This is a genomic window from Rhizobium mayense (genome assembly GCF_030272705.1).
Classification (GTDB): domain Bacteria; phylum Pseudomonadota; class Alphaproteobacteria; order Rhizobiales; family Rhizobiaceae; genus Rhizobium; species Rhizobium mayense.
Genome location: NZ_JARFYM010000001.1, coordinates 504,651 through 521,902 on the forward strand (window position 1 = coordinate 504,651; position 17,252 = coordinate 521,902).

The window sequence follows — 17,252 nt, forward strand, 5'->3', positions numbered from 1 at the left end:
TGGAGATGGCAGCAATTTTACCGACATTGTCAGGCTCGGCGCCGTTGCCGGCGTGGCCGGCTGTCCATCAACCCGAAAGCACATCATAGAGACGGAAGATCCAGGTAACCTGGTAGATCAGCCCGATCGCTACAAAGGCAGCCTGGAAGCGGCGATTGGCCGTGATGGCGGCGACGATGCACAGGACGATGTAAACAACGTTGCGGATCGGGTATTCCCAGCCGAGTGAGCGGAAATAAACCTCGCCCTTCAGCAGCGTATCGATGAGATCGACGGCGTAGGTCACGGCGAGGAGCCCGAAGAACCAGCGACGGCGGGAGATGAAATACTCCTCGAATCCGCCATAGTCCTCGATTGAGGGAGGGTTCAGCAGCACGCAGAGGAAGTAGAACAGGCAGCAGAAGCAGATGAGGAAAAGATAGACGCCGAAGCCGATTTCCGCCACGGATTGTAGCCGATATTCCCACCACCAGAAATGGATGATGAACAGGAACATCGACACTATCCAGCCGATATGGACCAGATAAACGCGGTGTTTGCCGGGCGATTGCACGAAACCGGCGAGGCGCATCAGGAGCTGGGCGAGGGAAAGCCCGATGACCATGCTCATGACCGTCCGGATATAGACGTAAACCTCGGGCGTGCGTGCAGCTTCCATCCTGTCAGCTCTCCGAGGGGACGGGCTTGGGCGCGCCGTTCTCGTCGAGTGCCACCATGATGAAGGTGCCGGCCGTAACCTTCTCAAGCTTGTTGTAGCGCGAACGGTGCGCCCAGGCCTCGACGTTAAGCGTGATGGACGTGCGGCCGACGCGCTCGATGTGGGTATAGACGCTCAGCGTATCGCCGATCTTCACCGGAAGCTCGAAAGCCATTTCCTTGACGGCAGCGGTTACGACGCGGCCACGAGCCCGCTCGGCGGCGCGAATGCCGCTCGCCAAGTCCATCTGCGCCATGACCCAGCCGCCGAAGATGTCGCCGGCTGGGTTGGCGTCGGCAGGCATGGCCAGCGTGCGCAATGTCAACTCGCCTTTCGGCCTGACGCTGTCGTTCATTCACTCGCTCCTATCGACAAAGTCCTTGATTCCGCTGTTGAGCCTACGCAATCGAGCCGCGATGGGGAAGACTTCGTCTTCATTCGACAACAGGTCTCGCGATTGAAGACGGTCTTTTTCGAGACGCTCCGCGCTCTTCGGGACTGCCTGCGCTGTCCGCCTTCCATTGGGTGGTAAGTATTCATTCACCGTTTTTATTTAAGATTCGTAATAGTTGCCGACCGTGGCTGGGGCAGCAGGAGCGGATCTAGAGTATGGCGTATTTGTCCTTTCTGCGGCGGGCTGCATTGCCGTTGCTGGTGTCGTCGACACTGGTCGCCTGTACGGCCGATAGCCTCGTACCGCCTTCGAACATCGACAGTAGCGCACGCGTCGGCTCGATCACGCCACATCGTAGTGTGCCGTCGAGGCAGTTCACCTATCAGGGCGACCAAGCCCCCGTTAATTCCGCCTCCGCTAACTATGCCAACAGCTACAAGCAGGGCCGCTTGCCGACGGGCAGCGGCAATGAGGCCGTGACCACCACCGACGTGCAGCAAGGCTTGGCGCAGCAATCGGACGTGCCCTCCGAAGGTGTCAACATGGACGCCGAGCTCGGCGTCGGGCCGAATGAGGAAGCGCAGTCCGGACAGGTCGTCGGACTGGCGCAGGAGGAAGAGCAGAATATCGCGGAAGGCGAGACCGACCAACCCGTCGTCGATGGCATCGGCTCCGATACACCGGTGCAGGCCAACCGTTCCATCATTCAACGCCCGACCGCGCAGGCTGAACTCAATCAGTCGCCGATCCGGCGCCAGCAATCGGGCACGCAGGTCGCCATGCTGCCACGCGTCGGCAATCCGATGCCGCGGATCGAACAGCAAGAGGAGGTGCCGCAATCGTTGCCCGGCGGCGCGATGCCTGCTTCGGAGATTGCCTGCCGGCAGGAGCTGCAGCGGATGGGTGTCGTCTATAACGACAAGCCGGCGATTTCCAATGGGCCAGCCTGCCAGGTTCCTTACCCGATTTCCTTGAGCGGGCTTTCCGGCAACATCGCTGTCAAGCCGGCAGTGACGCTGAACTGCCAGGTAACGCTTGCCTTTGCCAAATGGGTGAAGAACGAATTGGCGCCAGCGGCCCGGACACGCTATTGGACGGGCATCGGCACCATCGTGCCGCTCGGCGGCTATTCGTGCCGGCGGATGAACAATAGCCGCCAACGCTACAATCCAATGTCGGAGCACGCCCATGGCAATGCCATCGATGTCGGCACCTTCATCCTGAAGAACGGCCACGTCATCGATGTCCGCAAGAAAGGGCTGTTTTCCTTCCGTGAAGGCCGGCTGCTGAAGGCGGTGCGCAGCGATAGTTGCAACTATTTCGACACGGTGCTCGGCCCAGGCAGCAACGCCGAGCATTGGAATCATTTCCACTTCGATCTCAGGGATCGCAGGGGCGGGCGGCGCTACTGCAGCCTGTAATGCAGCAGACTTACCGGGGGTGCAACCGGTTTACCTCCGGACGGAATCACAGTTAACGTCGGTTGCCGAGACGGGAGGCCTATTGCATGGCAGAAACGCCAAGAAAGAAAAGAGGTCTGGGGAAGGCGCTGATCGTCGCTCTCGTGGCGATCATTCTCGTGATCGGCGGACGCTGGTATGCCTATGTCGCCTATGCCGACAACCCGTTCGATGAAGTCGGCATTGGCCTCAACTCGATGATGCCAGGCCCGATCCGCGAAAAAGGATGCGCGATGCTGAAGGCGCGCTTCGAAAACAGGACGCTGCCGCCGGCAGGGTGCGGCGTCAACGGCAATTGGTAAATTGCAGAGGCAACTGGTAATTTCCCGATCTGTAGCCGGCAAAAAGAAAAGCCGGCCTTGGGCCGGCTGGAGTGGCGCTCAGCAACGACAGGGGATCTTTGCTGGCTCCGGAAAAGAAACTTCATGTTGCAATGACATGTGCAATATAGATGCGAAGGCAATCAATATTGAAGTATCAGAGGCGCCGGCGCTGTCGCCAAGAGGCGTTGGGCGGAATGCGACAGTCGTTGCTCACCTAAGGAAAGATATGCCCGACGAAGGTCACGATTTGATGACAGATTTCGTACTGTTTCTTGTCTCTAGGCGAACGCACTGTTCCATTCCCGCGGGGTGGTAAAAGCGGCCTAGCGGCTATATAGCGGGCAAACGCCGCAAAACTAATCAGAAAAGCCGGACTTCGCCTGCATCATGGCCCCGATCATTTCTATCCGTAACCTCACCAAAACCTACTCCAACGGGTTTCAGGCACTGAAAGGCATTGATCTCGATGTCGAGCGGGGCGAGATTCTGGCACTACTCGGTCCGAATGGTGCCGGCAAGACGACGATGATCTCCATCGTTTGCGGGATCACGAATCCGAGCACCGGCACGGTGACTGTCGGCGGTCATGATGTGGTCAGGGAGTTTCGCGCCACGCGCGCGATGATCGGCCTGGTGCCGCAGGAATTGACGACCGACCAGTTCGAGACAGTGTGGAACACGGTCAGTTTTTCGCGCGGGCTGCACGGCAAGAAACCGAATCCGGCGCATATCGAGCGGGTGCTGCGCGACCTGTCGCTTTGGGACAAGAGGGACAATATGCTGCGGCAACTCTCCGGCGGCATGAAGCGGCGCGTCCTGATCGCGAAAGCCCTGTCGCACGAACCGGAAATCCTCTTTCTGGATGAACCGACGGCGGGCGTAGACGTAACGCTACGCAAGGATATGTGGCATGTCGTCGAACGGCTGCGGGCTTCCGGCGTCACCATCATCCTGACGACGCATTACATCGAAGAGGCCGAAGAGATCGCCGACCGCGTCGGCGTCATCAATGACGGCAAGCTGCTGCTGGTGGAGGAGAAGAAGGCCCTGATGGCCAAGCTCGGCCGCAAACAGCTGATCCTCGACCTGATGGAGCCGCTCGACGCCGTTCCGCACTGTCTGGACGGCAATGGTTTGTCGCTGGGGCCGAATGGCACGACGTTAGTCTACGATTACGACGCCGAGCACGAGCAATCGAGCATTGCGGCGCTGCTGTCGCGCCTGGCGGCTGAGGGCATTCATTTCAAGGACCTGTCGACGCGGCAGAGCTCGCTTGAAGACATCTTCGTATCGCTGGTGGGAGAAGACAAATGAACTTCGAGGCGATCAAATCCATCTATGCCTTCGAGATGGCGCGCACGCGCCGCACGCTGCTGCAGAGCGTCGTTTCGCCGGTCATTTCCACGTCGCTCTATTTTATCGTCTTCGGTGCCGCGATCGGTTCGCGAATTCAGTTGGTGGAGGGCGTCTCTTACGGCGCCTTCATCACGCCGGGCCTGATCATGCTGACGCTGCTCGGCCAGTGCATCAGCAACGGTTCCTTCGGCATCTATTTTCCGAAATTCACCGGCACGATCTACGAGGTGCTTTCCGCACCTGTCGCCATGGCGGAAATCATCCTCGGCTATGTCGGCGCCGCCGCAACCAAAGGCATGCTGATCGGGCTGATCATCCTGCTGACGGCGAACTTTTTCGTGCATATCACCATTCAACATCCCTTCATGATGATCCTGTTCTTCGTGCTGACGGCGGTGAGTTTCAGCCTGTTCGGTTTCATGATCGGCATATGGGCCGGGAATTTCGAGCAGCTCAACCTCATTCCCATGCTGGTCGTGCCGCCATTGACCTTCCTTGGTGGCAGCTTCTATTCGATCAACATGCTGCCGCCCTTCTGGCAAGCGGTCAGTCACCTCAATCCCGTGCTCTATCTCGTCAGTGGTTTCCGCTGGAGCTTCTTTGGCATCGCCGATGTCAATCCGGTGCTGAGCCTCGGCATGATCACGCTTTTCCTGGTCATCTGCCTCGCGACCTTGGGCTGGATTTTCAAGACGGGCTATCGGTTGCGGAACTGATGGCCGAGCAGGAGGACATCAGGATACGACCGGCCACAATGGCTGATGCAACGGCAATCGCTGGGCTGCATGTGGCCGTTTGGCGTGACACTTACCGCGAGCTTGCACCTATAGAAGCGTTCCGCGTGCTCGACGAAGCTTACCGGGAGGACAAATGGGCGGCTGCATTGGCCAACCCCGATCGTCATCAGTTGGTGCTTGTTGCCGAACAGGGCAATCGGTTGGTTGGCATCGGCGCGGTCGGCGCGCCATCGCAGACCGCCTTCGAAGGACGAGGAGAGATACGGTCCCTTTACGTCGATCCCGCCATCAAGCGCAGGGGTCTAGGCCGTCGTCTGATGGGAAAACTGGCAGAACACCTTGCCGCCCTGCAGTATCCCGGCGCCGCGCTGGGTGTCGTCGCCGGCAACGATCCGGCGATCGCATTCTATCAGTCGCTGGGTGGACGGATGATTGGGCGCTATACCGATCCCGGGCCAATCTGGCGATCCGATAACATTGTCGTCGCGTGGGATGATCTGTCGTTGCTGATGTAGGCCCACTGGCTTCTTATCCGCTGACGGCCCTTTTTCGCGGTGCAATCGTCATGGCCATCACGCCGACGATGACGCAGACAAGACCGATGCCGGCTGTCGGGGTCAAGGGCTCGGCGAGGAAGACGGCGCCGATGGCGACACCGATTGGCACGCGCAGATAGGCCTGCGCGGTCGTGCCAATCGAACCAAGGGTCTGTAGCAGCCGGAAATAGATCGAGAAGGCAATGGCGGTCGACAGGATTGCAAGCGCCAAGAGAGCGGCGATCGACGGCATCGATGGCGTAAGTGTCCATGGCTGGTCCACGACGAGGCTGACCGGGATAAGAACGACGGCGCCGCAGAGAAGGGAGCTGACGGCAGGCATCATCGGATCGAGACCTTTGAAATTGCGACCGAACAAGGCGGCTCCTGCATAGCATATCGACGCCGCCACGACCGCAAGCTGTGCCGGCAATTGCTGGCCGAAACCGTTCAAGGCGTTGAAGCCGATGATGAAGCAGATGCCCGTCAGCCCCATCGCGATGCCGAACAGTTTACGTGCCGTAACGAGCTCGTTTCGAAATAGGGTGGCAGCCAGCAGGAAGGTGAAGATCGGCGTGGTTGAATTCAAAATGGTCGCCAGACCGGCGTCCACCGTACGCTCCGCCCAGGCGATGAGCGTAAAAGGAATGACGCTGTTGAGGCAGGCCTGAATGAGGAAACGACACCACATTGCCGGATCGCGCGGCAGCGTTATCCCACGCCAGCGGACAATTGCGAATAATATGCCGCCGGCGATGAGCGTGCGTGCGGCGATCAGGGTGATCGGCGGGATCGTCGCCACGCCGACCCTGATGAAGGTGTAGGAGGCGCCCCAGAAAGTCGCGAGCGTGAGCAGGAGCATAAGCTCCGTCGTCGTGTTGGCTTTGGTCGGTGACATCAGACTGAACTTTCGAGGTCGATGATGGAATTTGCGTCACCGTCCTAGCGTCCAATTGGTGCATAATGCTTCGGGCATGATCGAAGTATGATGCTTTGACTTTCAATGTCACCTTCAATCCCTCAACCGCAGTTCGTCGGTCTGCATTTGCATCGAGCCCAGGGTCTCCAGGAAGCTCATGCCGAGCAGGCTCTGGTCGAGCTTGCCGTCTTCGGCGACGGTCGCTTTGACGTCGCGGCGCTGGATCGGACCGATGGCGACGGAACCAAGTTCAACGGGAGCAGCCCTGGTCCGGCCGTTTGCGGTGACGACCGTCATGGAATAGGTGAGGTTTTCCGGGATGATGCCGACGCGCTCGGCATCTCTCTGCGACAATGCGATGGTGCTGGCGCCGGTATCGACGAGCATGTCGATCGGCTGGCCGTTGATCATCACTTGCGCCTCGAAATGGCCGTTCAGCAGCTTGTGGAGGATGACTTCCTGGCCACCTTCGCTGGTCGTGACGACGACGGCGTGTCCAGGCACAAGGCCCGCCCACAGTCGGTCGCCGACCTGCTGGGCATCGCGGCGGTAGATATAAGCCGTCGCCAGCGCCATGATGATGACCAGCCAGATCAGCAGACTGCGCAGGGATTGGCTGGCCGTATGGCGGCTGGCCCAGACGCCTGCGCCGATGACCAGGGCGAGCGGTACCAGATAGATGACGCGGGCGAAGGCCTTATTGTCCATGCCCAAGGTCGTGCCACTGCTATTGTTGAACACGAGGAGCGCCAGGCCGATACCAATGACAGCAAGCGCGATGTTCAGGCGGTTCATACGGCGCTGCGCTCCCGTGCCATCCGCTGACGGCGGGTCTCACGGCGCGGCTTGCGTTCGACGGTGGTGAGGCGCTCGGGCAATACCGCCATGATGTCCTGGCGCTCGTCGTCGCTGTAGGTCATCCACGCGCCAATTTCTTCGCGCGTGCGCCCGCAGCCGAAGCAATAGCCGGTGTTCGTATCGATGGAGCAAACGAGAATGCAGGGTGTTAGCATAAGAGCATATATCGATGCTTCACACGCACATGGCAAGGGTGCAGAGGACGGCGATCTCGCAAATCTGCTGCGTTGCACCGACGGTGTCGCCAGTGTGACCGGAAAGCCTTTGGCGCACGCGCCGGGTAAAGACAAGAGCCGCGGCCGCGGTGACAAAAAGGCACAGGATAAAGCCAGGAAGCCTGAGGCTCGGCCAGAGCAGAAAAGCAGAAAGCACCAGCGCCACAATGAGTGCAATTTGCATTGCGCCGTAATCCGGCTTGCCGGCCGAGGCGGCAACTCCGTCCGGCTTGGCGGCAGGCAGAACATACCAATGCCAGACCATGGCGGCGCGGCTGAGTACGGCTGCAGCCAGCAGCGCAAGGGCTGCGACAAAGGGCGCAAGGTCGCTGGCGATGGAGGCAAGCGCTGCAGCGCGCAATCCGAAAGAGAGGATCAATGCGATCGCGCCGTAGGTCCCGATGCGGCTATCCTTCATGATCGCTAGCGCCCTATCGCGATCCTTGCCGCCTCCAAGGCCATCCGCCGTGTCGCTGAGGCCGTCCTCGTGCAGGGCGCCGGTCGCCATCGTCTGGACGGCAAGCGCCAGCAGCGACGCCATCAACGGGTCGGCATGGAAGGCAAGCAGCACGGCGAAGACGATTGCGGCGGGCAAGGCAATCAGCAGGCCGGCGAGAGGGAAGGCACGGGAGACGCGGGCGAGCCTGCCGTCATAACCTTCGAAGAAAGAAGACGGCACTGGAATACGACTCAAGAAGGCGACGGCGCGCGCTATATCGCTTGTGTATTCGCTAATATTCATCCACTCCCCGTCATTCCTGCGACAGCATCGGGCGTTTTTGGAGTTGTTCGCGACGGTGCCGGCGACTAATAGAGTCGCACGCAAAAAACCTGATTTGAGATCAAAAAACAAGGAACGGGATTCATGAGCGTTACCGGTCTGCCATTCGACGATTTCCGCACGCTGCTGCGCGACCTTCCTGGCCCGGATTCCCGAGCGCTGGTGGCGGCGCGCGAGCGTGACGCGCAACTCACCAAGCCGCCGGGCGCCCTTGGTCGCCTCGAAGAGATTGCCTTCTGGCTAGCCGCCTGGACCGGACGGCCGCCCGCGGTCAACCGGCCGCTGGTGGCGATCTTTGCCGGCAATCACGGCGTCACCAAGCAGGGCATTACGCCGTTTCCGCCGGCTGTGACGCAGCAGATGGTAGAGAATTTCGCGGCCGGCGGCGCTGCGATCAACCAGATCTGTGTCGCCTATGATCTCGGCCTGAAAGTATTCGACCTTGCGCTGGATTTTCCGACCGCCGACATTACCGAAGAGCCGGCACTCAGCGAACGCGATTGCGCCGCAACCATGGCCTTCGGCATGGAAGCCATTGCCGGCGGTACGGATCTGCTCTGCGTCGGCGAAATGGGGATCGGTAACACCACGATCGCCGCTGCTATCCACTATGCGCTCTATGGCGGCACGGCGGCGGAGTGGGTTGGTCCCGGTACTGGCTCTGAAGGCGAGATGCTGAAGCGCAAGATCGCCGCCGTCGAAAATGCTGTGGCGCTGCATCGCGACCATCTTTCCGATCCGCTGGAAGTGCTGCGCCGCCTCGGTGGTCGTGAGATCGCGGCCATGGCCGGCGCTATCCTCGCTGCCCGCATGGAACGTATCCCCGTCATTATCGATGGCTACGTCGCAACCGCCGCTGCCTCGATCCTCAAGGCCGCCAACCCCTCGGCGCTGGACCATTGCCTCATCGGTCACGTTTCGGCCGAGCCCGGTCATCTCAAGGCCATCGACAAGCTCGGCAAGACGCCGCTTCTGGCGCTCGGCATGCGGCTCGGCGAAGGTACGGGTGCAGCGCTTGCCGCCGGTATCGTCAAGGCCGCCGCCGCCTGCCATTCCGGCATGGCGACCTTCGAGAGTGCCGGGGTAACCAACAAGCATTGACTGATGAAACGGCGGGGCGCAGCGATTAAGCGCTCCGCCTCCCAAATTCCGACCGACTTTCGATTTATGTCATAAATCTGTAATTATTTCTTCGGCCGACTCAGTCGTCGGCTTGCCTTGAGAATGGCGAGACGGTATTCGCAAGGCTGCTAATTTGCGGTTAGGACATTGCAAGCGGGGCAGGGATGGCCGAGTTTTCGAAATCAGCAGTAAATAAGGAAACCGGGGTCCGGCATTTCCTTGCGGCCGCCGGCTACTCCTGGGGTGGTTTTCAGCGCCTGCTGCAGGAATCGGCTTTCCGGCAGGAGCTTTTGTTCGCAGCCGCCGGATTGATCCTCCTCGTCGTCGTCGGAGCAACGCTTGCAGAAATCATGATCGCCATCGTGCTGTTTCTCGGCGTTTTTGCCGTCGAGGCGATGAACACGGCGGTCGAGGAAGTCATCGACCGGATTTCGCCGGAGATTTCCAACGTCGGCAAGCATGCCAAGGATCTTGGCTCCTTCGCAGTTCTCTGCATGCTGGTCGCTTCCGGCCTTTACTTGCTTTTCACGATCGGCAGCCATCTGTTTTTCATGGCCTAATCGTCAGGCAAAGCTCTTCTTGCGGCGCTCGACCAAAGGCGCGTCCTCGATGGCGGGCAGGCTTTGCAGCACACGCTTGGCCGGCAGGATGGCGATGACTTCCGTTCCCTCGCGCAACTTGGACTTCAGCATGAACTGGCCGTCATGCTTGGCGAGGATCGCCTGAACGATCGGCAGGCCAAGGCCGGTACCCTGTTCGGCGCTCTTGATGGCGATCGAACCCTGCCCGAAGGCAGAAAGAACCACCGGTATCTCTTCTTCAGGAATGCCGGGACCATTGTCCTTGATGGCGACATATTGCCCGCCTCCGGCAGTCCAGCCGACCTTGACAGTGATCTCGCCGCCTTGCGGTGTGAATTTCACCGCATTCGACAGGAGATTGAGGATCACCTGGCGCATGGATTTCTCATCGGCCCAGACCGAGGGAAGCTCTGGCTCGAACTGCGGCGAGATGGAAATGTTCTTGCCGCGCGCGCGCAATTGCACCATGCCGATGCAATCTTCCGCCACATCCAGCAGCGAGATTGCCTCCTCGTTCAGCTCATACTTGCCGGCCTCGATGCGCGAGAGGTCGAGGATCTCGTTGATCAGGTTGAGCAGATGTTGCCCGGAACGATGGATATCCGTGGTGTATTCCCGATAGGTGGCATTGTTCAGCGGCCCCATGACCTCCGCCGACATGACCTCGGAAAAGCCGAGGATGGCGTTCAGCGGCGTTCTGAGCTCATGCGACATCGAGGCCAGGAAGCGGGATTTGGCGAGGTTGGCCTCTTCGGCGCGGCGGCGTGCTTCATCCGACATGGATTTCGCGACTTCCAGCTCGGCAATCAGATCATCCTTTTCCGACTGGAAGGAGAGGATCTTCAAATTCGATTGAAACATCCTGTTGGTGATGAAGGTGAAAAAGACAACGGCGACCGCCACGGCGGCGGTCAGGGCGATGTCTAGCGGATTGCGCATCAGCGCCGCTTTAACGGCAAGGGCGACGGTTGCCGGCGCAAACGAGAATGGCACGGCACGCGGCAGCATGAAATTTGCCATCGCAGTAATACAGATCGCCACCAGCAGCGTCGCGCTCTTATAGAGCGCAAAGCTGTCGCCGCCGCAGGTCGAACAGCTCTGCATGGCGAAGAACGCCCAGCAAAAGCCGATGAGCAACTGGCCAAGCAACAGGATCTGACGCCATTTCCTGGTGCTCTCGGCTGTCATCTCGCGCTTCTTCGCGCGGCGGCCGAGCAGCATGTTGATGGCATGGGCCGACAGGGTCGGGATGGCCCAAATGAAAATCTGAACATCACGTGTAAGGTAGGCGCCGAGTGCTGCGACGATGATGACGAAGATCGGCATGACTGAAGCACCCTGCAGGAGGGTGTCGACATGCATCATCATCACTTCGCGGTCGAAGCTCCGGCTATGACCGGTTTGCAAGCGCTCGCGAGTCTGCCGTACCGCCTTCGACACAGCCCGGTTACGGTGACTGCGCGATCGGTCGACGATGATTTTATCTGTCGATGTGCTGACGCCGGTGCTCATGGATACGTTGAAACTTGGCCTGCCGAGGGTTACAGACTAGCGGCCAAACCTTAAGAAGATGCTGCTTAGAAATGATTTGTTTGCCATCTTTGCCAAGGGTTTGTTCTTTAAGGAGGCAAAAGCGTGACGCGGTTCGGCCGCCTGTTTCGTGACGGCGTAACCACATTCGCGCTGCTGGCGCTGATCGGCCTGCTGGCATTGAAGATGAACAATCGCCCAGAACTCATTCAAACCGGACGTTTTTATGTCGTTGACGGCGATACGCTCGCTCGGGACGGCGATCGCCTGCGCCTGGTCGGCATCGATGCACCGGAATATCGGCAGCAATGTCAGCGCGATCATGCGGACTGGGCGTGCGGCATGGAGGCGCGCAAGGCACTCGATAAATTGATGAAGTCGGGTGCGGTCGAATGCCGGGGGAGCAAGCATGATCGCTACGGCCGGCTGCTCGTGACCTGCAAAGCTGGTGACGTCGACATCAATGGCGCGATGGTGCGCAGTGGCATGGCTGTGTCTTATGGCGGTTACGCCGCCGAAGAGGCTGCGGCGCGTCAGGCGAAAGCGGGGCTTTGGGCCAGCGATTTCGAGCAGCCGCGCGACTATCGGCGCGAAGAGCAGGCGGAACGCGCGCGCGGCGGTGATCCGCTGGCCGGGCTGGGCGACTATTTGCGACGATTTGTCGGATGGGATCGGTGATGGCGCAGGAGGAAAAATTGCAGGCGCTGGGCAAGGCCATCGCCGCCTGCCGCGTGTGCCGGGATGCGCCGATGCGTGGGGAGGCGGATCGGCTGCCGCATGAACCGAGACCGGTCGCTGTTTTGTCGGCGACGGCGCGTATCCTGATCGCCGGACAGGCGCCCGGGCTACGGGTGCATGAAAGCGGCCTGCCGTTCAACGATGCGTCCGGCGACCGGCTGCGGCAATGGTTGGGCGTCGACCGAGACAGCTTTTACAACACTGAGCATTTCGCGATCATGGGAATGGGTTTCTGCTTCCCTGGCTATAACGCTACCGGTAGTGACTTGCCGCCGCGCAGGGAATGTGCGCCGCTTTGGCGGCAGAGAGCCATGGATGCGATGCCACAAATCGAGCTCGTCCTGACTATCGGCCAGTACGCCCAGGCTTGGCATCTCGGCGCCGCACGAATGGCATCGATGACGGAAACGGTTTCGGAATGGCGGCGGTACCTCTTTACCAATCGGTCGCCCGCCGTCTTGCCGTTACCACATCCGAGTTGGCGCAACAGCGGCTGGCTGAAACGCAATCCCTGGTTTGAAATGGATCTGCTGCCGGTACTGCGAGAGCGCGTAAAAAGCCTTGTTTCTTGAAACAAGTTTCTTTTATTCCAGCAAAAATGCGCTATAGAGAGAATATAATTCGAAAGGGCAACCGAAATGGACCGTCTTGACCGCAAAATCCTGCGCCTGCTGCAGGAGGATTCCACTCTGGCCGTGGCCGATCTTGCCAAGAAGGTCGGGCTGTCGACGACACCATGCTGGCGCCGTATCCAGAAGATGGAAGAGGATGGCGTCATTCGCCGTCGCGTGGCGCTGCTCGATCCCGAAAAGGTCAACACCAAAGTCACCGTTTTCGTCTCGATCCGCACCAACAGCCACTCGATCGAATGGCTGAAGCGCTTTTCTGAGGTGATCGCCGACTTCCCAGAAGTGGTTGAATTCTATCGCATGAGCGGCGACGTCGACTATCTCCTGCGCGTCGTCGTGCCGGATATCGCGGCCTATGACGCTTTCTACAAGCGCATGATTGCCAAGATCGAAATCCGCGACGTCTCCTCGGCCTTTGCGATGGAACAGATCAAGTATTCGACGGAACTGCCGCTCGATTACATGATGCTGGAGAATGCGAAATCGAGCGACGATTGAGCGCCATTTTTGGCAATAGCGCTCCGTAAAGAATCGTCTTTTGGACGGATCGCTTTAAATTACTTCTTATCCAGCCTTGCCAGCAGCGACGACGTGTCCCAGCGGTTGCCGCCCATGGCCTGGACGTCGCCGTAGAACTGGTCGACGAGGGCGGTCAGCGGCAGTTTGGCCTTGTTGCGGCGGGCTTCGGACAACACGATGTCGAGGTCCTTGCGCATCCAGTCGACGGCAAAGCCGAAGTCGTATTTGCCGATATTCATGGTCTTGTGGCGGTTTTCCATCTGCCAGGAACCGGCCGCACCCTTGGAGATGACTTCCACGACCTTTTCGATGTCGAGGCCGGCCTGCTTGCCGAAATGAATGCCTTCGGCCAGGCCTTGGACGACACCGGCGATGCAGATCTGGTTGATCATCTTTGTGAGCTGGCCTGCGCCCACAGCGCCCATCAGGCCCACCATGCGGGCATAGGCGTCAATCACTGGCCTTGCTTTTCCGAACACTGCCTCATCGCCGCCGCACATGACGGTCAGCACGCCGTTTTCGGCGCCGGCCTGGCCGCCTGAAACGGGGGCGTCGATGAAGTCCACGCCTTTTTCCTTGGCTGCGGCATGGAGTTCGCGGGCGACCTCAGCGCTTGCGGTCGTGTTGTCGATCAGGATCGCGCCCGCCTTCATGCCGGAAAGCACGCCATCCTTGCCGATCGTTACCGAACGCAGGTCGTCGTCATTGCCGACGCAGGTGAAGACAAAATCGGCGCCTTCGGCCGCAGCGGCGGGGGTGGGGGCAAACTTGCCGTCGAATTGTTTCGCCCAGGCCTCTGCCTTGGCGACGGTGCGGTTATAGACGGTGACGTCGTGACCGCCCTTGACCTTCAGATGCCCTGCCATGGGGTAGCCCATGACGCCCATGCCGATGAATGCGACCTTTGCCATTCGCGAGACTCCTTCCAAAAATTTTGCCTCAAGGCTTAGCGGAAAGGCGAGGGGGACGGAAGACTGATTTGTCGGCGAAGTTGTCGCGGCCCCGTGTGTCTTGGAGGATAATTTCTCAATTCGATGTTCTACAGAAATCGAATTTCGTCTCGATTGTGAAAATTTACAATATCAGTGCGCGTTGGAGGCGCCGACCCGCATCAGCATGCAGGAGCTATTGAACCGCGTCTGGCGCGAACTCGGCTTCGCCGCCGGCCTCGTCACACAGGGTGTCAGCGAAGCCGTGCATCTGGCCGATCGGGTCGTCGTGCTGGATGAAGGGCGGATCGCGCTCGAACTCGCCGTTCGCCATCCGCATCCCCGCCGCCATGACAATCCGGCGCTGGCCGAACTTGACGGTCAGTTACTGGCGGTTATCCTTGGTGACGCGCGAGTAGGCTAATTCGGTCTGGTTTCGTCGCCTTCGACATAGAGCCGCAGATTGTCGAAGCCGATTTCCGTGCCCATCAGCCGCGAACCATTGTCCCCGTAGCCGTCCAGAAAAACCACCTGCTCGGTAAAAAACATCGCCGTGCCGCCCGGTTCCGGCGCGAAGATGACGGTGGCCAATGACACCGAGATGCGCTTCTCGTCGAGCATCATGTCAAAAGCATAGATGATGCGCTCGTTCGGCGCGATGTCGATATAGCGGCCCTGATAGGCGTGAACCACGCCGTCCGTCGAGGCGACGCGATTGCTCTCGCTGCCGCCGGGACGGAAGTCGAGCTGGAATTCCAGCGGCGTCCAATCCCCGTGACAGGCGAACCATTGGCGTTTGTTCTCGGCCACGGCCCAGGCGCCAAAAACGCGCGGCAAGGGCGCTTTGAAATGGCGCTCTATGGTGAGGGTCGTGTGTTCCGTCGATCTCTCAATCATTTCACAACTGTCTCCTCGGAATTGTCGGCGAGAAACTGATCAAGCCGATCGAAGGTCTTGTTCCAGCCCGACTTGCGTTCCGCAATCCAGCGCTCGACCGATGCCAGCGCTTCCTTTCGCAGATGATAGGTTCGCACCCGGCCGGTCTTTTCCGAAAGCACCAGACCGCTCGTTTCCAACACATGCAGATGTTTCATCACAGTCGGTAGCGCCATGGCGAACGGTTGCGCCAATTCGGTTACCGAGGCGGGACCGTGGCCGAGGCGGTCTATCATGCCGCGTCGGCTCTGATCCGACAAAGCCTGGAACATGCGGTCGAGTGCGAAGGGTTCTTCAAGCATGCTGGCGTTCCGGCCGGAACTCGGCGGCCAGCTTTTCATGAAAGGGATAGAGGTGGAAGTAGGGCATCGCCTCCCTGAGCACGCGGGCGAAGGACGGGCGAGAGAGCAGGCGCTGATAATATTGCTTCAGCCGGACGTGTTGTGCGCCGAAGGGCACAAGTGTTTCCGCGTAGAATAGCGCCGGGGCCGCTGCGCAATCCGCCATCGTCAGAGCGTCGCCGACGATCCAGAGTTTTTCGGCGAGTTGTTGTTCGATCATGCCGTAGGCGGTGCGCAAGAGCGTCTGCGCCTGCGCGACGCTTTGGGGATCATGCGCGCCTTCGGGGCGATGTTTGTCGGCAACGATCGTCTGCATCGGTCCTTGGACATAGAGATCGAAGAAGCGATCCCAGAGGCGGACGCAAAGCGCATCCGTCGGATCGAGCGGCAGCAACGGCGCCGGGCCGGGATAATGCCGGTCGAGATATTCGATAATGATGCTGGTTTCTGGAACCGTGCTGTCGAGCGCCTCGTCGCGCAGGACAGGGAATTTTCCGATCGGCCAAAGCAGCAGAAGGGAGGCGCGCGACTCTTCGTCGCCGAGATCGATGACGCGGCTTTCGAAGGGCGTGCCGTTCTCATAAAGCGCCATCAGAACCTTATGGCAGAAGGAGGCAAGCGGATGCTGGTAGAGAATAAGGGACATGCAAAGAACCTTTCCCATATCGAGGCTTCGTGCTGAAACTTATCTAAATGGCTAAGTAACAGATCGAAGGTCATAAGGCAAGGGATAGTTACCCAGTTGGATAACTATTTCAGGCCTCCTGCATATAGGCAGTCTTATTCCGCGGCGAGACGCGCGATAACTAGATGGCCGGGCGTCGGCTGGCCGTCTTCCATGCGAACATTGATGTCGGTGATTTCGATCAACTCGAAGCCGGTCGCAGTCAGACGCTCGCGCACATAGCTTTCCGCATGGGCGAAGCGCTGGTGCGGGCCGACCATATAGGGACGGCCGGCAAGCGCACTGTCGGGCAGGGTTTCCGAGGAAAAGATGAAGAGACCGCCCGGTGTCATGTTGTCGGCGGCACCGAAGAACAGCGGCTCCAGTGCGCCGAGATAGGGCAGGACATCGGTTGCCGTGATCAGATCGAATGGCTCCTCGTCATTGTCGTCGAGAAAATCCTCGACCTCGGCGACGAACAGCGTCTCATAGAGATCTTTCTCATGGGCGACTTCGACCATGTTTTCGGAAATATCGATGCCGGTGATGTCCTCGACGATATCGCGCAGCGTGCCGCCGGTCAGGCCCGTGCCGCAGCCGAGATCGAGCATGCGCTTGAAGGGGCCGAGGCCAAGCGCTTGCAGCCGCTGACGCACGAGAACCGGAACATGATAGCCGAGCTGCTCGACGAGTACGTCCTCGAAAACTTCGGCATGCTGGTCAAACAAGGTCTCTATATAAGCGTCCGGCGCCTTCACCGGCGTTTCGCCACGGCCCATCGAGGCGATGCGTACGGCTGCGCCGCCATGGTCCTCGGGATCGATCGCCAGCACATCCTCATAGGCCTTGACCGCCGCGTCGATATCGCCGGCTTTTTCCAGCGCAAGAGCGCGATTATAGGCTTCCGCCAGCGCGTCTTCGTCGATCTTTTTCTTCGCCATGAGTGCCAGCCCTTCCATTCGTCAAGCAGGCATTAAGGCGCTTGAA

Annotated in this window: 22 protein-coding genes and 1 pseudogene; 11 read left to right on the forward strand and 12 right to left on the reverse strand. The window is 59.6% G+C overall.

All coding sequences use genetic code 11. The features are described from left to right. Positions 1-67: 67 nt before the first annotated feature. Positions 68-658, reverse strand: coding sequence for a hypothetical protein (locus tag PY649_RS02455; protein WP_285866505.1), 591 nt, complete (start codon positions 656-658; stop codon positions 68-70). A gap of 4 nt (positions 659-662) precedes the next feature. Next, positions 663-1,052 carry an acyl-CoA thioesterase gene (locus tag PY649_RS02460; RefSeq protein ID WP_285866506.1) on the reverse strand — a complete coding sequence of 130 codons (390 nt, stop codon included), beginning with the start codon at positions 1,050-1,052 and terminating at the stop codon, positions 663-665. A 254-nt stretch (positions 1,053-1,306) separates the two neighbouring features. Here PY649_RS02460 and PY649_RS02465 point away from each other — a divergent pair, with 254 nt between their 5' ends. The 5 genes from PY649_RS02465 to PY649_RS02485 all read left to right on the forward strand — a co-directional run bounded on the left by PY649_RS02465 (position 1,307) and on the right by PY649_RS02485 (position 5,482). Continuing rightward, the gene (locus PY649_RS02465) at positions 1,307-2,512 is read left to right on the forward strand and encodes an extensin-like domain-containing protein (RefSeq protein WP_285866508.1); all 1,206 of its coding nucleotides are present in this window, start codon (positions 1,307-1,309) and stop codon (positions 2,510-2,512) included. 86 nt (positions 2,513-2,598) lie between these two features. Then, positions 2,599-2,853: a hypothetical protein gene (locus PY649_RS02470; protein WP_285866509.1), complete on the forward strand. Its 255-nt coding sequence runs from the start codon at positions 2,599-2,601 to the stop codon at positions 2,851-2,853. A 408-nt stretch (positions 2,854-3,261) separates the two neighbouring features. Then, entirely contained in the window at positions 3,262-4,188 is a 927-nt protein-coding gene (locus PY649_RS02475) for an ABC transporter ATP-binding protein (protein ID WP_285866510.1), read from the forward strand. Next, the gene (locus PY649_RS02480) at positions 4,185-4,946 is read left to right on the forward strand and encodes an ABC transporter permease (protein WP_285866511.1); all 762 of its coding nucleotides are present in this window, start codon (positions 4,185-4,187) and stop codon (positions 4,944-4,946) included. The genes PY649_RS02475 and PY649_RS02480 overlap by 4 nt, the downstream gene beginning before the upstream one ends. After that, a complete protein-coding gene (locus PY649_RS02485; protein ID WP_285866512.1) occupies positions 4,946-5,482 on the forward strand; it encodes a GNAT family N-acetyltransferase in 537 nt (178 codons plus the stop codon). Before PY649_RS02480 ends, PY649_RS02485 begins: the two co-directional genes overlap by 1 nt. Before the next feature lie 13 nt (positions 5,483-5,495). Here PY649_RS02485 and PY649_RS02490 read toward each other — a convergent pair whose 3' ends face one another. The 4 genes from PY649_RS02490 to PY649_RS02505 form a co-directional block, all read right to left on the reverse strand. Continuing rightward, positions 5,496-6,401 (reverse strand): DMT family transporter, encoded by a 906-nt coding sequence (locus PY649_RS02490; RefSeq protein ID WP_285866514.1) that lies wholly within the window; start codon positions 6,399-6,401, stop codon positions 5,496-5,498. A 114-nt stretch (positions 6,402-6,515) separates the two neighbouring features. Further along, positions 6,516-7,217 carry a TIGR02281 family clan AA aspartic protease gene (locus PY649_RS02495; protein WP_285866515.1) on the reverse strand — a complete coding sequence of 234 codons (702 nt, stop codon included), beginning with the start codon at positions 7,215-7,217 and terminating at the stop codon, positions 6,516-6,518. Further along, positions 7,214-7,435 carry a DUF1289 domain-containing protein gene (locus PY649_RS02500; RefSeq protein WP_285866516.1) on the reverse strand — a complete coding sequence of 74 codons (222 nt, stop codon included), beginning with the start codon at positions 7,433-7,435 and terminating at the stop codon, positions 7,214-7,216. Before PY649_RS02500 ends, PY649_RS02495 begins: the two co-directional genes overlap by 4 nt. Positions 7,436-7,454: 19 nt before the next feature. Continuing rightward, positions 7,455-8,237, reverse strand: a complete 783-nt coding sequence (locus PY649_RS02505; RefSeq protein ID WP_285866517.1) for an adenosylcobinamide-GDP ribazoletransferase — start codon at positions 8,235-8,237, stop codon at positions 7,455-7,457. Between the two features lie 123 nt (positions 8,238-8,360). Between PY649_RS02505 and cobT the strand changes: the two genes are divergently transcribed. Both cobT and PY649_RS02515 read left to right on the forward strand, forming a co-directional pair. Then, positions 8,361-9,377, forward strand: coding sequence for a nicotinate-nucleotide--dimethylbenzimidazole phosphoribosyltransferase (cobT, locus tag PY649_RS02510; protein WP_285866518.1), 1,017 nt, complete (start codon positions 8,361-8,363; stop codon positions 9,375-9,377). A gap of 185 nt (positions 9,378-9,562) precedes the next feature. Continuing rightward, entirely contained in the window at positions 9,563-9,958 is a 396-nt protein-coding gene (locus tag PY649_RS02515; protein WP_285866520.1) for a diacylglycerol kinase, read from the forward strand. 3 nt (positions 9,959-9,961) lie between these two features. On the opposite strand, the gene PY649_RS02520 is transcribed toward PY649_RS02515, so the two are convergent. Next, on the reverse strand, positions 9,962-11,491 hold the full coding sequence (locus PY649_RS02520) for a sensor histidine kinase (RefSeq protein ID WP_285866521.1): 1,530 nt from the start codon (positions 11,489-11,491) through the stop codon (positions 9,962-9,964). A 123-nt stretch (positions 11,492-11,614) separates the two neighbouring features. On the opposite strand from PY649_RS02520, the gene PY649_RS02525 reads away from it, so the two are divergent. The 3 genes from PY649_RS02525 (at position 11,615) to PY649_RS02535 (ending at position 13,374) form a co-directional block, all read left to right on the forward strand. Further along, positions 11,615-12,187: a thermonuclease family protein gene (locus PY649_RS02525; RefSeq protein ID WP_285866522.1), complete on the forward strand. Its 573-nt coding sequence runs from the start codon at positions 11,615-11,617 to the stop codon at positions 12,185-12,187. Next, positions 12,187-12,819: a uracil-DNA glycosylase family protein gene (locus PY649_RS02530; protein ID WP_285866523.1), complete on the forward strand. Its 633-nt coding sequence runs from the start codon at positions 12,187-12,189 to the stop codon at positions 12,817-12,819. Before PY649_RS02525 ends, PY649_RS02530 begins: the two co-directional genes overlap by 1 nt. Positions 12,820-12,885: 66 nt before the next feature. Then, positions 12,886-13,374: an Lrp/AsnC family transcriptional regulator gene (locus PY649_RS02535; protein WP_120704406.1), complete on the forward strand. Its 489-nt coding sequence runs from the start codon at positions 12,886-12,888 to the stop codon at positions 13,372-13,374. Positions 13,375-13,433: 59 nt separating this feature from the next. Here PY649_RS02535 and PY649_RS02540 read toward each other — a convergent pair whose 3' ends face one another. After that, positions 13,434-14,306, reverse strand: a complete 873-nt coding sequence (locus PY649_RS02540) for an NAD(P)-dependent oxidoreductase (protein WP_285866524.1) — start codon at positions 14,304-14,306, stop codon at positions 13,434-13,436. A 178-nt stretch (positions 14,307-14,484) separates the two neighbouring features. Between PY649_RS02540 and PY649_RS02545 the strand changes: the two are divergent. Then, positions 14,485-14,748, forward strand: a pseudogene (locus tag PY649_RS02545) (ABC transporter ATP-binding protein); the annotation flags it as partial. Here the strand turns inward: PY649_RS02545 and PY649_RS02550 are convergent. The 4 genes from PY649_RS02550 to PY649_RS02565 all read right to left on the reverse strand — a co-directional run bounded on the left by PY649_RS02550 (position 14,745) and on the right by PY649_RS02565 (position 17,206). Continuing rightward, the gene (locus PY649_RS02550; protein WP_285866525.1) at positions 14,745-15,221 is read right to left on the reverse strand and encodes an SRPBCC family protein; all 477 of its coding nucleotides are present in this window, start codon (positions 15,219-15,221) and stop codon (positions 14,745-14,747) included. The pseudogene PY649_RS02545 and the gene PY649_RS02550 overlap by 4 nt on opposite strands. Next, positions 15,218-15,562 carry an ArsR/SmtB family transcription factor gene (locus tag PY649_RS02555; RefSeq protein WP_285866526.1) on the reverse strand — a complete coding sequence of 115 codons (345 nt, stop codon included), beginning with the start codon at positions 15,560-15,562 and terminating at the stop codon, positions 15,218-15,220. Before PY649_RS02555 ends, PY649_RS02550 begins: the two co-directional genes overlap by 4 nt. Continuing rightward, positions 15,555-16,247 (reverse strand): glutathione S-transferase family protein, encoded by a 693-nt coding sequence (locus tag PY649_RS02560; protein WP_285866527.1) that lies wholly within the window; start codon positions 16,245-16,247, stop codon positions 15,555-15,557. The genes PY649_RS02555 and PY649_RS02560 overlap by 8 nt, the downstream gene beginning before the upstream one ends. Before the next feature lie 134 nt (positions 16,248-16,381). Beyond that, positions 16,382-17,206: a class I SAM-dependent methyltransferase gene (locus PY649_RS02565; protein WP_285866528.1), complete on the reverse strand. Its 825-nt coding sequence runs from the start codon at positions 17,204-17,206 to the stop codon at positions 16,382-16,384. Positions 17,207-17,252 lie beyond the last annotated feature (46 nt).